This is a genomic window from Nocardia sp. NPDC051321 (genome assembly GCF_044455225.1).
Classification (GTDB): Bacteria; Actinomycetota; Actinomycetes; order Mycobacteriales; family Mycobacteriaceae; genus Nocardia.
In genome coordinates this window covers 127516-139906 of record NZ_JBITEM010000011.1, presented here as the reverse complement: position 1 = coordinate 139906, position 12391 = coordinate 127516, and the positions used below count along the sequence as shown (strand labels likewise).

Here is a 12391-nt window from a genome sequence, read left to right as displayed (position 1 = left end):
TACCCCGCTCCGGCGCGCATTCGGCCGACCCGCCGCAGAATCGCTAGGCTCGCGAACGATGAAGATCCGGGACTCGCGCCGCCGCGCCACACTCCGCCTCTGTTCCGCGCTGGCCGCCCTGGCGGTGATCGCGGGTTCGGCCGCCGTTCCGGCGTTCGCCGCACCGCCACCGAGCACGCCGACGACACCGTTCACCACCCCCGATACCGACGGCTGCCCGCAGAAGACGCGCCCGCCCGCGCCGATCGACGAGTCCGAGGTTCCGGCGCCGGGTGAACCCACGCCGACGGCGCTGCCCATTCCGACGCCCCCGGTCGGCGGCGGCCAGCTCGGTCAGTGCGGCGCGGTGCTGCCCAAGGGCGGACCCCCGGTGCCACAGGACATTTCAGCCACCGCCTGGCAGCTGTCGGACCTGGACACCGGCGAGGTGCTCGCGGCCAAGGACCCGCACGGCCGCTATCGACCGGCCAGCACTATCAAGGTGCTGCTCGCCACCATCGCGCTGCGCACCCTGGATCTCAACAAGGTGGTCGTCGGCACCCAGGACGACGCGAATGCCGACGGCACCCGGGTCGGCATCGGCCCCGGTGGTCACTACACCAACCGCCAGCTCATGCAGGGCCTGATCATGTGCTCCGGCAATGACGCGGCGCACGCCATCGCCACCCAGCTCGGCGGCGAAACGGCCACCGTCGCGAAGATGAACGAGCTCGCGAAGTCGTTGGGCGCCTTGGACACCCGCACGGCCAGCCCGTCCGGCCTGGACGGACCCGGCATGAGCACCTCCGCCTACGACCTGTCGGTGCTGTTCCGCGAGGCCATGACCATCCCGCTGTTCACCGAGCTCATCCACACTCAGCAGGTGGACTTCCCCGGCTATCCCGCGAACCCGAAGATCGAGGGTGACAAGGACCACCCCGGCTTCCCCATCGGCAACGACAACCATCTGCTCTACGACTACGACGGCGCCATCGGCGGTAAGACCGGCTTCACCGACGACGCGAGACAGACCTTCGTCGCGGCCGCGGAACGCGACGGCCGCCGTCTCGCGATCACCTTGCTCAAAGCGGACGTCCGGCCGCTGCGGCCCGCGGACCAGGCAGCCCGCCTGCTCGACTACGGCTTCGCCCTCCCCCGTGGGACATCCGTCGGCAGGCTGCCCGACCCGGACCGCAAGCAGCCGAAAAGCGGTGCCGCCCTTGCCTCCCCGCCGCCCAAAGACCAGGACTCCCGCCCCTTGGCCGACGAAGAGCACGGCGACAACCGGACCGTCTGGATCGTCGGCGGCGTCATCCTCGTCCTTACCCTGCTTCTGGGTGCGCGCCGAATGAGCCGGCGCCGGTAGCTCCCCGCTGTGAGCCGCGCGCCTGGCTCGAGTAGCAGGCGGCAGGTTCGGATCGCAGATTCGCTACACAATGTTCGCGGCGAGGGAACCGATCGCCGCGGCGCTGCGTCTATGGCTTGTGTAAGTGACTTCCGTCTTTCGGATGCGGTCGCCGTGCGAGAAGGGATGTATCGACGTGGCTGGAATTCTCGGCGTGGACATCGAGGTGCTTGGCAAGACAGTCCAGTCGCTACGCGGTGCCGAGCAGGTGCTCAACGACGCGATGAAGGCAATGACCAGGGAGGGCCACGGCGACATCGGCACCAAGGTGCTCAACGACGCCGCCGAAAGTTTCCAGCGGCGGTGGCATTTCGGCATCGAGCGGATCGGCGAATCCGCCAAGGTGACCGCGGAAGGCGTCAGCAAGTGCCACGACGCGTACCGGGACGTCGACACCGCCATTGCCAAAGCGCTCGACCAGGTCACCGGTGTGATCGACGGAAAGACGCAGGCCAAGGCATGAGCGAAAACCCATATCCCAACCTCGGTTTCAACCCGGTCCCCGGCGCGCCAACCGACGTCGCCGGACTGCGCGGGCAGATCAACACGTCGGCGGACGCGGTCCGGGAAACCAACGACCTGCTGACTCGCCTGCGCAACAGCAACGACAACGTCTGGAAGGGCGACGCGGGCGATGCCTTCCGCGCCAACTTCGACGCCACCCTCGCCCAAGACCTCGGCTACGCGCAGAAGTCGCTCGAACGCGCCGTCAGCGTGCTCGACCAGTGGCACACCGACCTGGTCGGCTACCAGGACACCGCCAAGGGACTGGACGCCGAGGCCGCCGACGCCAAAGGCCAACACACCCAGGCCGTCTCGGCCCTGCAATCCGCCAAGGCCAATCCGGACCTCGCCCTCGCGAACGTGATGTTCACCGACCAGGGTGAGCTACAAGCCGCGCAATCCCGCCTCGACGCGGCCACCGCCCAGGTCCGCTCCGCAAGCACCGCCGTCAACAACTGGCAAGGAAAAATCGACTCCATCCTCCAACGCGCCCGCGACCTGGAAACCCAGCACGACAGCACCGCCCGCCGCGCCGCCACCGAGCTGGACGCCGCCGCAAAGGATTTCGCCCCGAGCCCACCGGACAAAAGCATCTGGGACCGCATCGCGAACGCAGTGAGCGGTGTCGGCAAATGGATCGACGAGCATCGTGAGGGCGTCCATCAGGCGCTGTCGATCATCGCCGCAGTAGGCAGCCTCGTCGCCCTCGTGACACCTCCGCCGGTCGACATCATCGGCTTCGCCTTCGCTGCGACCGCTACCGCCGGGTTGCTGGCACTCGACTTATCTGACCCGACAATCCGCGATGGTCTGAAGAACGGCGAGTTGGATGCGTGGAAGACGGTCGGCTTGGATTCATTGGGACTTGCCCCTGTCGGCGGTGCGGGAATTGCAGCCGGGAAGGTTGGATGGGGAATTTTGCGCGGTAGCGAAGCTGTGGCGGATGGCGCTCACGCTGCCCAATCGTTGGGTGCACTCGAGCGGATCGGAGGCACTGTGTACAACGCTGTCACCCACGAGCCCCTCCTATCTTCCAAGATAACCGGAGGCGCAATAGACGTCGCAGCGAAGATTCCCGGCGTCCCGAACATTGTCGAAGCACTCGGCATGAACACTGCAACGCGGAATGTATTCCAAGCGACTGGGCTGGCTGGAGAAAACGCTAAAGTCGCCACCAGCGAGGCAGTGGACCTGTTTGCCCGCTCGGGTAAAGTTGTCCATTCATTACTGAACCCCGCCATGTCATGGGCAAGGGATCACTGATATGTCGCCATCCGAAAGATTGACACCATTATCACTCGCAGTCGATATACCGAACGGATACGTCGGACTTCCGCTTGACGATATTGATCGTTCCATAGCACGCACGGAAGCTGCGTTCTCCCATATCGGCCCCGGCGCGGTGAGTTCAGCAGCGCCCGCTGTACTACAGGCACTAAAAGTGCTCCTTACTCGAATATCCCAGGTCAACGCCGTCTATTGCGGCCTGGGTCGGCATGCATCTGCCAACGGCACATTGATATCGTCCAACCTGATTGTCTCGTTGCACGAGTACAGCGAACGGAAGAATCCGCGCTTGACCCTTGCGGACATACTGCAGGCAAGAAGTAACGGTACCGAGACCTTCAAGAATATTGAGCTCATAGAAATATCAGGACGGCAAATTCTGATGTTCGACCGGATGAGAACCCTCCCAGCTCCCGATCTTCCTGATCATTCATCCGCTGTTCTCGACGAGAAAGTCTACCAGCTGGAGGCCATTGTTCCGTCATCGGATGGCGCTACCATTGCCGCCATCGAATTCTCCACTTCTTTCGTCGAATACGGCGAAGAATTCGTTCCAATGATTGCCGCCATGGCAGCATCGGTGGACTTTGCACCCTCGGTTGCTCAGTCCAGCATGCCCTCCTCGCTGGATCTGTGAGCCAACGATCATGCCCAATGACATAATTGCTTCACCGCCCGCTAGCTCCTGCCCGGAGACCAAGATTGCGATACGGAAAGGCAGGGCCGTTCGCTGGCTTCTCTTCCTGATCGGTCTCGGATGCTTGCCGCTCACCGTGCTCTTGATCGACATTCAACCGCGGGTCGCCTCTAGGAATCTGGAGACGTTAGTTTCACTCGGCATTAATTTGTCCGCAGGCAGCATGACGATTGGGCTGATCCTGGGCGGGACGCTGCTGTGGATCCATCGCAGAAGACGGAAATCTCTGAAGCGATATCCGTGGCTGGCTTGGCCCGTGAATTATATTTCCACCGGTCGATACGAATGGGTACAACTACTCGATCGGAATCGCCAGCCGGTGTCCACACTCATACTCAGCACCTGGCCCAAAGATATCGGAAAGCTGGTGAACCACAGCACCTCCGAGATCTGGTTTGCCGGTGACCCGAAGAGGTATGGCGTCGTCTCCAGGCCAGGTGGCAGCGATCTGCGTTATGCCTACTATTCCCGTTCCAGAACACCCCCTCAGCTCACCTTCCGGACGAGTAATTCGAGTGATCAACCAGACCGGAGCGCGTCCCCGCGGCCTCAGTTCCAGCTGACGCGGGAACGCGGATACACCTCGATGAAGCCTGTGGACGAATTACAGGGACAGCCGAAACGGCACGGCGGGAGAAGCGATGAGCGGTACCCCTCGCCTCGCATGCTGCGGCGCACGCTCGCCTTCATCATCGACTGGCTCATCCACGTGGGGTGTGGCGTAGGGACCGCGATCGCCGTGAGCCCCGAGTTCTCTCCGGATGCCGTCAGACGGCAAGAATGGCAGCATCTCGGTGTCAATCCTGTTGTTGCGGTGGGCTTTTTCCTCGCCGCGTCCGCATTCGACCGAATCGTCGTCCAGTCGATATTCCATACAACAGTCGGCAAGGCATTGTTCGGCCTAGTAGTCATCCGTCCCCAAGACGGCGAGTATCCGTCGTTCGGTCGTCTGCTGGCCGTGTGGTTGTTCCATGTGTACCTGCCGCTCGGCATCTTTGGTAATGGAGTTGGTCCGGACCGGATCGAGGACTATTTCCTGCCTGCGGTGCGGTGGCGAGATGTGCGGCGCGGCGGTACGACGTGAACTGCGGGCGGGTTGCTATCGCGGAAGGGGCGCCCATGCCTCGATGGCGGCAAGATCGAGCGCTCGATCGAGAATGGCTTCGGCAGCCGCCGGTGTCCACGGAAGATCGGGAATCATCGGCCGCGTGGTCGGCGCAGAGTCGAAAGGGCAAGGGCAGCAAGGGCTCCCGCGCCGAAGAAGGTGGCTCCTGCGCCGACGGAGAGTTCGCGGGCTGAGATGCGTGGGGCGATGACCGCGGCGGGGGGTGCGGGGATCTCCGCTTCGGGTTCGTTGTCGGAGGCGGTGGCGGCCCAGGCGGTAGCGAACAGGATGATGCGGTAGGTGACGTAGCTGAAGACCATCAGGCCGATGATCGAACCGAAGGCGGCGCCCGCGGGGCTGCTCAGCACCTTCTGCAGGTAGATCGACGCGACGAACTTGAAGATTTCGAAGACCAGCGCGGCCAGCGCGGCGGCCTTGGCGGCGCTGGCCAGGGTGACCGGTTCGCGGGGCAGGCGGGCGATGATCCAGGCGAACACCGCCCAGGAGGCGAGGAAGCCGAGCAGGATCGACACCAGCGCCAGCAGCAGGCGGGCGCCTGGCAGGTGCGAAAGGCCGAGACTGATCAGCAGCCTGGCACCGAGGGTGCTGGAGGCGAGCGCGGAAAGGCCGAGGGAGACAACGAAGGCCAGACCCAAGCCGAGTAGCGCGCCGAGGTCGGACAGCTTGGCCATGAACCAGTTCTTATCCTCGCTCTTCTGCTCCCACTGCTCGGTCAACGCCGCCCGCAGGTTGGCCATCCAGCCGAGCCCGGACCAGATCCCCGCCAACAGGCCGATGGTGCCGACGGTGCCGCGGGACTCCACCGCCTTGTCGATCAGTTCGTTCAACTGCTCGCCGAGCGAGCCGGGGATGTTGTCGACGATCTTGGTCTGCACCTCGCCGAGCAGATCCGGATTGCTCGACAGCACGAAACCGGCGATCGCGAAGGCGACCATCAGAAGCGGAAACAGCGACAGCACCGTGAAATACGTGATGCCTGCGGCGTAGTAGTCGCCGCGCTGTCGCTGATACCGCCCGCCCGCGCGCACCAGATGGTCCAGCCATGGCAGCGCCTGGATCCGTCGTTCGATCCCGGCCTTGACGTTATCGATCACCTGCACCAGTTCGCCCCTTCAGGAGTGATCTCGCAGGTGCCGACCTCAGCGGGCCAGCAGGCCCACTCGGTCGTATACCTGTGCGAGGGTGTTGCCGGCGATCTCTCGCGCACGCTCGGCACCGGCGGCGAGGATGCGGTCGAGTTCGCCCTGATCCGACAAATACTCTTGCACCTTCGCCTGCAATGGCGTGACAAATTCGACCAGCGCGTCGGCGACGTCGGATTTCAGGTCGCCGTACCCCTTGCCCGCGTAGTCCTTTTCGAGCGTGACGATCGGCGAGCCGGACAACGAGCTCAGGATCACCAGCAGATTGCTGACACCCGGCTTCTGCTCGACGTCGTAGCGGATCTCCCGCTCGGTGTCGGTCACCGCGGATCGGACCCGCTTGGCGGTGACCTTCGGGTCGTCGAGCAGGTTGATCAGACCCGCGTCGGAAGAGGCCGACTTGCTCATCTTCGAGGTCGGGTCCTGCAGGTCATAGATCTTGGCGGTGCCCTTTTCGATGTGCGCCTCGGGCACGACGAAGGTCTTCTTGAAGCGGGTGTTGAAGCGCTGCGCGAGGTTTCGGGTCAGCTCGAGGTGCTGGCGCTGGTCCTCGCCGACCGGCACCTGGTGCGGGCGGTAGAGCAGGATGTCCGATGCCATCAGCACCGGATAGGTGAACAGGCCGACCGAGGCGTTGTCCGAGCCCTGCTTGACCGACTTGTCCTTGAACTGGGTCATCCGGCTCGCCTCACCGAAGCCGGTGATGCAGCTGAGCACCCAGGCCAGCTCGGCGTGCTCGGGCACCTGGCTCTGCACGAACAGCGTCGACTTCTTCGGGTCGATGCCGAGGGCGAGCAACTGCGCGGCGGCGGCCTTCGTCTGGGCCTTCAGCGCCTTCGGATCCTGCGGCACGGTGATCGCGTGCAGGTTCGGGATGAAGTACAGCGCGTCGTAGTCGTCCTGCATGGTCACCCAGTACTGCAGCGCCCCAAGGTAGTTGCCGAGGTGAAACGAGGTACCGGTGGGCTGGATCCCGGAAAGGACCCGCTGCTTGCGTTCAGCGGCCGGAATTTCTGCAGGAACGGACATGCCCCCGATCTTTCCATGCGGCGCCCACTCCTCGCCCGCCCACACCCTCAACTAGTCGCCGCGCGCGGCTCCTCGACGGAATTTCGCTCCGCCCAGTTACGCGGGTCCACGCCGGGCATGCTCGACCGCCCCTTGGTGACCAGTCGGTGCTCGCGCTGCGAAACGAGCTTGTAGATCGGCGCGCTCGGCCCGAGCAAGGAGCCGCGCAGCACCGGCGGCAGCAGTGGCGGCGCCAGATGCGCGGTGCGCACGGCCTGCGCGACCGCACGGTAGGCGACCTGGTCGGTCCTGCCCCAGCGCATGCCGTACAGCTGCCGAATTCGCGGCGGCAGGCTGCCCTGCACCAGCAGGAAGAACGCGGAGGTGACCTGCTGCAACGGCATCCGCTGCGGATACGGCACGCGCTGCCCGGCCAGATAGGAGCCGACCAGCCGCGCCTCGTCGGTGAGAAACAGCTCGTCGGAGGCGAGGTAGGCGTCGAAGGACGCACGGAATTCCGGATAGCTGCTCGGTGCCGCGTCGACGGGCATGCCGAACAACTCCGCCCAGCGCACGTAGTCCTGATACAGGCCCTCGCGCTCGCCGTCGGTCATGGGGCGGACCAGCAGGTCGTACATCACCTCGGCGGAGTCGAAGGTGAACGCCATCGTCATGTACATCAGGTGCGGGTCGAGCGCGGAATAGCCGGTGCCCGCCGGGTGCCGCGCCCCGGCGTCCTCCGGCAAAACGCCGCGTACCTTGGCGTGCTTCTTCGTGGTGAATTCGAGAGCACGATCCGCCTCGGCCTTGCTGCCGAGGAACACCGCCTCGAAAAGGTGACCGGTGAGCGAGAGCCGGGTGTACGGCGTCATCCGGTGCTCGGTGTTCTCCGCGGTGCCGACGTAGAGCAGCGGGTGGACCGCGCCGATGACCAGGGCGCGCTGGCCGTAGGTCAGGCCGACCGCGCGCTTGCTCATGACCCGCCTGGCCATCGAGTGGTCGCTGAAATAACCGGGCTCCGACATTGCCGCCTCCTCATCGAGAGCATCTGGCAACAGCATCCGCCAGATTTACTATTCTGGCAATACTCTCTGCCAGAATTCGACGTGCCAGAATCAAACTGTGACTGCATCGCGTAGCGATTCCGTGGGGGGCGGTGGTCGGGTGACGGGTGGGCCTGCATCGCGTAGCGATTCCGTGGGGAGCGGTGGTCAGGTGACGGGTGGGCGCGTGCAGCGGACGTATGGCGGGATCTCCGCGGATGAGCGCCGGGCGCAGCGGCGCTCCGCGTTGCTGGAGGCCGCGTTGGAGATCATCGGCGAACAGGGACTGGCCAAACTGACCGTCTCGGGGCTGTGCGCCAAGGCCGGGCTCAACGAGCGCTACTACTACGAGAGCTTCGACAGCCGCGATGCCGTGCTGACCGCGCTCGTCGACACGATCGCCGAGGAGCTCGCGATCGCGATCGTCGCGGCCGTCGGCACCGCACCGAAGGATTCGCGGGCCACGGCGCGGGCCGCGATCGCGGCGGGCATCCACCTGCTCACCGACGACCCGCGCAAGGCCAAGGTCACGCTGGTCGCAGGCATGGCGACGCCGGAGCTGCGGGCCCGAACCACGGAAACGGTGCGGGTGTTCGCCCGGATGGTCGCTGCCGAGGGGATCGACTTCTACGGTATCGATGACCCGGCTTCCGATCCCGCGATCGACTTCCGCGCCAACTATCTGGTCGGCGGCCTGGTACAGACGCTCACCGCCTGGTTACAGGGCGAGCTGCCGCTCACCCGCGAGGAGCTCATCGAGCACACCACCGACGTATTCGTCCTGCTCGGTGAGGATTTGGCGCGCCGATTGGCATGACGCCTTCGGTGTCAGAGCTCCAGCGAAACGTCGTGCAACCCGGTCGACTCGCCTTGCAGGACCACGCGGAACGGGACGCCCTTGCGTGACCAATACTCGGCGCAGTCACGCATCGCCTCGGCGAACCACGCCCGCTGGGCAGGCTCCTCGGCCAGCAAGTCCGCCGAATCACGGATCACGACAACGTATCCCGTGCCGTCACCGACGAAATCGTCCAGATCACGCAGGCATTCGTCGAAGGCGTCTTTGTTCTGCCCGAAGTAGTACGGAAACTGCAGGGCCGCGGCGACTTCGTCGAATACTCGCGCGATCGTCCGCATCTTCGTGCCGCGTAGTTCGCGCACCAGATAGCCGGACGGGGCGCGGAAGCGCACGCTGCTCAGCTCCGCGGCATCGACTTCAGTCGCGCCGAGCACGGGCACGCCGACCTGTTGGGCGCGCGAATCGGCATCGACATGGCGAGCAAGGAACTGCGACAACGGCATTGCCTTGGTCATCAGCGCATCCTCGTGAAGGTCTCGTAGTGGTCCCCGGTGTACCAGGCCGATCCGTCGCTGCCGGTGACGATGCGCTCGGCGTCTCTGGATCGGCCGCGCTGCTTGGGGTTCACGTCCCACTCTTGGTAGGTGATCGGTTTGCCCGCCGCGTCTTTGGCGGCCAGCGTGCCCCCGCGATTCATCCACCGGTCGCCGCCCTTGGTGCCGGGGGCATTCGCCGAATCGGGCCAGCGGCCCGCGTCGATTTCGGCCAGGGTGTCGTAGGCGCGGACCGGAACGCCCGGTGCGCGGCTGGCCGACGGGCCCGCCGCCGAGGGTTTCGGAAGGCCGGAAGCCGTTGCGCCGCTGCCGGTGCGGGCCGTCGTGGTGCCGGCGACGGTGTCGTTACCGCCGCCACGCAGCCCGAGGACCGCGACGACGACCACCGCAAGCGCCACCGCACCCAGCAGGGCGAGCGTGCGAATGGCCTTCGGCGACAGGTTCATCGGTACTGCACCGTGACCGGCGCGTGATCGGACCAGCGCTGATCGTAGGCGGCGGCGCGTTCCACCACGGCCTGCTTGGCGCGTGCGGCGAGATCGCCGCGGGCGAGCTGATAATCGATGCGCCAGCCGGTGTCGTTGTCGAAGGCGCGGCCGCGGTAGGACCACCAGCTGTACGGGCCGTCGACCGCTGGATGCAGCTGGCGCACCACGTCGACATAGCCGGAGGCGAGCAGCTCGTCGATCCAGGCGCGCTCCTCGGGTAGGAATCCGGCCGATTTCCGGTTGCCCTTCCAGTTTTTCAGGTCGAGCTCGGTGTGCGCGATGTTCCAGTCGCCACTGACCACGAACTCGCCGCCGCGGGCGGTGAGGTAGGCGCCGAGTTCGGCCATGTACCGGTACTTTTCGTCCTGACGCGGGGTGCCCGCCTCACCGGAATGCACATACACGCTGGCGACCGTGACCTCGTCGAAGTCGGCCTCGATATAACGGCCGGACGCGCCGAACTCGCTGCTGCCGAAGCCGATTCGGACCGCGTCGGGTTCGCGCCTGGACAGGATCGCGACGCCGGCCCTGCCCTTGGACTCCGGCTCGGCCTGCGCCAGCCACCAGCCGTCGGCCAGCGCGGGCGCCAGCGCCGCTCTGGTCTGCTCGTCGGTGGCCCTGGTCTCTTGGACGCAGACGATGTCGGCCTCCGTCGCGGCGAGCCAGGCCAGCATGCCTTTGCCCGCTGCCGCGCGGACGCCGTTTACGTTCACACTCGAAATGATGTAGGCCACCGCACGACCGTACAATGCTGGTCAGATGAATTCCTTCGGACACCGCCGTCCAGGAAAGGGTGATGACGATGCCGTCTGACACCGCCAAGTCCGCCGCCGCCGCACAACGCGCTACCAGCGCCGCGCGTCCGCCGGTCAAGACCAAGAAGCCGGAACTCCCCAAGGCTGTCAAGGCATTGCACATGGGCTCCGGCGATCCGCTGCTCCTGTTGCACGGCTTCATGATGTCGCCGCACTGCTGGGAGCAGACCGCGACCCGGCTGTCGAGCCAGTGCGAGGTGTACGCACCCGCCTTCGCCGGGCACTGGGGTGGCGAGCGCGCGGACGGCTGGTCGGTCGACGTGCACATGCTGGCCGACCGCATCGAGGATCAACTCGACGAACTCGGCTGGCGCACTTGCCACATCGCGGGCAACTCACTCGGCGGCTGGGTCGGTGTCGAACTGGCCCGCCGGGGCCGGGCCCGCACGCTCACGCTGGTCGCCCCGGCTGGTGGCTGGCACGTGCCGTCGCTGACCCAGCTGCGGACCAATCTGAAGTTCCTTTCGCTGGTCCCGATCGTCGAAATCGGCAAGCGGCTGGGCGGTTTCGCGGTCAACAACCCGATTGCCCAGCGGTTCGCGCTGCTGTGGTTGAGCAAGAACGCGGCCGCGGTCCCCCGCCGCGACGCCGCCGCCGCCATCATGGCCGCCCTGCACTGCCCATCCATGCTTCCGTTCATCGTCAGCAGCATCCGCGGGCCCGAGCAGGAAGACCTGTCTACGTTGGAGACACCGGTGCGCCTGCTGCTCGCCGAATACGACCGCGTCATCCCCAATCGCGTCTACGCCCGCCGCTACCTGAAGGAGCTCCCCGAGTCCGCGGACCGCATCGTGGTGCATGGCGTCGGACACGTCCCGATGCTCGAGGCGCCGGACCGGATCGCGACCCTGATCGCCGAGCACGTGTACGCGAGTCGCAACCGCCTCCGCGCGGTGTGAGGCACGGGATATCCACAGGTCAGGAAGTTATCCACAGATCGAGGAAAGGCCTCGATCTCGCTGGTGCCCACGCCTACTGTTTCGAGGCATGGGGAGCACACAAACCGACCGCGCAATGCATCAACTCCGCGGCGATGTCGATAGCCTGTACGACCTGAACAACAGGATGAGCCGTGCGGCCAAGGAAACGGACAGCGTGGTTCGCGATACCGACCTAAGGCTCCGACGGCTGGCACGGACGTCCGGGCGCCAGTTCGGTGTGCTCCTCGCCGCCCACCGTCAACACGGGCAGCGCCTGGATCGAGTGGAATCACTACTCGGAGACGTGGTTACGCAGGTGAATCACCTGGCGGAGCTGCCGACACGAGCGGACGAGCTCGCAGAGCAAATGAGCTGTTTGGCACCACTACCAGCGCGAGTGGACGAGCTCGCACAACAAATGAGCTGTCTGGCACCACTACCAGCACGAGTCGACAAGCTCGCAGAACACATGGGCCGCCTGGCACCGCAAGTGGGCGAGTTGGCGGAACAAGTGAGCTGCCTGGCACCGCTACCAGCACGAGTCGACAAGCTCGCAGAACACATGGGCCGCCTGGCACCGCAAGTGGGCGAGTTGGCGGAACAAGTGAGCTGCCTGGCACCGCT

14 protein-coding genes are annotated in these 12391 nt (G+C 65.4%); 8 read left to right on the top strand and 6 right to left on the bottom strand.

Going from position 1 to position 12391, the window contains the following annotated elements; genetic code table 11:
* Positions 1-58 precede the first annotated feature (58 nt).
* The 5 genes from ACIA8C_RS26415 (at position 59) to ACIA8C_RS26395 (ending at position 4956) form a co-directional block, all read left to right on the top strand.
* On the top strand, positions 59-1345 hold the full coding sequence (locus tag ACIA8C_RS26415) for a D-alanyl-D-alanine carboxypeptidase family protein (protein WP_397139153.1): 1287 nt from the start codon (positions 59-61) through the stop codon (positions 1343-1345).
* Between the two features lie 175 nt (positions 1346-1520).
* On the top strand, positions 1521-1847 hold the full coding sequence (locus tag ACIA8C_RS26410; RefSeq protein ID WP_397139151.1) for a hypothetical protein: 327 nt from the start codon (positions 1521-1523) through the stop codon (positions 1845-1847).
* Positions 1844-3151 carry a hypothetical protein gene (locus tag ACIA8C_RS26405; protein WP_397139149.1) on the top strand — a complete coding sequence of 436 codons (1308 nt, stop codon included), beginning with the start codon at positions 1844-1846 and terminating at the stop codon, positions 3149-3151. Before ACIA8C_RS26410 ends, ACIA8C_RS26405 begins: the two co-directional genes overlap by 4 nt.
* 1 nt (position 3152) lies before the next feature.
* Positions 3153-3812: a hypothetical protein gene (locus tag ACIA8C_RS26400; RefSeq protein ID WP_397139147.1), complete on the top strand. Its 660-nt coding sequence runs from the start codon at positions 3153-3155 to the stop codon at positions 3810-3812.
* Between the two features lie 10 nt (positions 3813-3822).
* Positions 3823-4956, top strand: coding sequence for an RDD family protein (locus tag ACIA8C_RS26395; protein WP_397139145.1), 1134 nt, complete (start codon positions 3823-3825; stop codon positions 4954-4956).
* A 113-nt stretch (positions 4957-5069) separates the two neighbouring features.
* On the opposite strand, the gene yhjD is transcribed toward ACIA8C_RS26395, so the two are convergent.
* From yhjD to ACIA8C_RS26380, 3 genes are read right to left on the bottom strand one after another with little or no spacing between them, the layout of a single operon-like run.
* A complete protein-coding gene (yhjD, locus tag ACIA8C_RS26390; RefSeq protein ID WP_397139143.1) occupies positions 5070-6098 on the bottom strand; it encodes an inner membrane protein YhjD in 1029 nt (342 codons plus the stop codon).
* A gap of 39 nt (positions 6099-6137) precedes the next feature.
* Positions 6138-7169 (bottom strand): tryptophan--tRNA ligase, encoded by a 1032-nt coding sequence (gene trpS / locus ACIA8C_RS26385; RefSeq protein ID WP_397139141.1) that lies wholly within the window; start codon positions 7167-7169, stop codon positions 6138-6140.
* 47 nt (positions 7170-7216) lie between these two features.
* Positions 7217-8173 carry an oxygenase MpaB family protein gene (locus tag ACIA8C_RS26380; protein ID WP_397139139.1) on the bottom strand — a complete coding sequence of 319 codons (957 nt, stop codon included), beginning with the start codon at positions 8171-8173 and terminating at the stop codon, positions 7217-7219.
* A 190-nt stretch (positions 8174-8363) separates the two neighbouring features.
* On the opposite strand from ACIA8C_RS26380, the gene ACIA8C_RS26375 reads away from it, so the two are divergent.
* Positions 8364-9008: a TetR/AcrR family transcriptional regulator gene (locus ACIA8C_RS26375; protein WP_397139137.1), complete on the top strand. Its 645-nt coding sequence runs from the start codon at positions 8364-8366 to the stop codon at positions 9006-9008.
* An 11-nt stretch (positions 9009-9019) separates the two neighbouring features.
* On the opposite strand, the gene ACIA8C_RS26370 is transcribed toward ACIA8C_RS26375, so the two are convergent.
* From ACIA8C_RS26370 to ACIA8C_RS26360, 3 genes are read right to left on the bottom strand one after another with little or no spacing between them, the layout of a single operon-like run.
* Complete coding sequence (locus ACIA8C_RS26370) at positions 9020-9505, bottom strand: barstar family protein (RefSeq protein ID WP_397139135.1); 486 nt, start codon at positions 9503-9505, stop codon at positions 9020-9022.
* Positions 9505-9990: a ribonuclease domain-containing protein gene (locus tag ACIA8C_RS26365; protein WP_397139133.1), complete on the bottom strand. Its 486-nt coding sequence runs from the start codon at positions 9988-9990 to the stop codon at positions 9505-9507. The genes ACIA8C_RS26370 and ACIA8C_RS26365 overlap by 1 nt, the downstream gene beginning before the upstream one ends.
* Complete coding sequence (locus ACIA8C_RS26360) at positions 9987-10766, bottom strand: exodeoxyribonuclease III (RefSeq protein WP_397139131.1); 780 nt, start codon at positions 10764-10766, stop codon at positions 9987-9989. Before ACIA8C_RS26360 ends, ACIA8C_RS26365 begins: the two co-directional genes overlap by 4 nt.
* Before the next feature lie 62 nt (positions 10767-10828).
* On the opposite strand from ACIA8C_RS26360, the gene ACIA8C_RS26355 reads away from it, so the two are divergent.
* Complete coding sequence (locus ACIA8C_RS26355; RefSeq protein WP_397139129.1) at positions 10829-11746, top strand: alpha/beta fold hydrolase; 918 nt, start codon at positions 10829-10831, stop codon at positions 11744-11746.
* A 115-nt stretch (positions 11747-11861) separates the two neighbouring features.
* Positions 11862-12391, top strand: a 530-nt coding sequence (locus ACIA8C_RS26350; RefSeq protein WP_397139127.1) for a hypothetical protein, incomplete at its 3' end; no start/stop codon positions are given.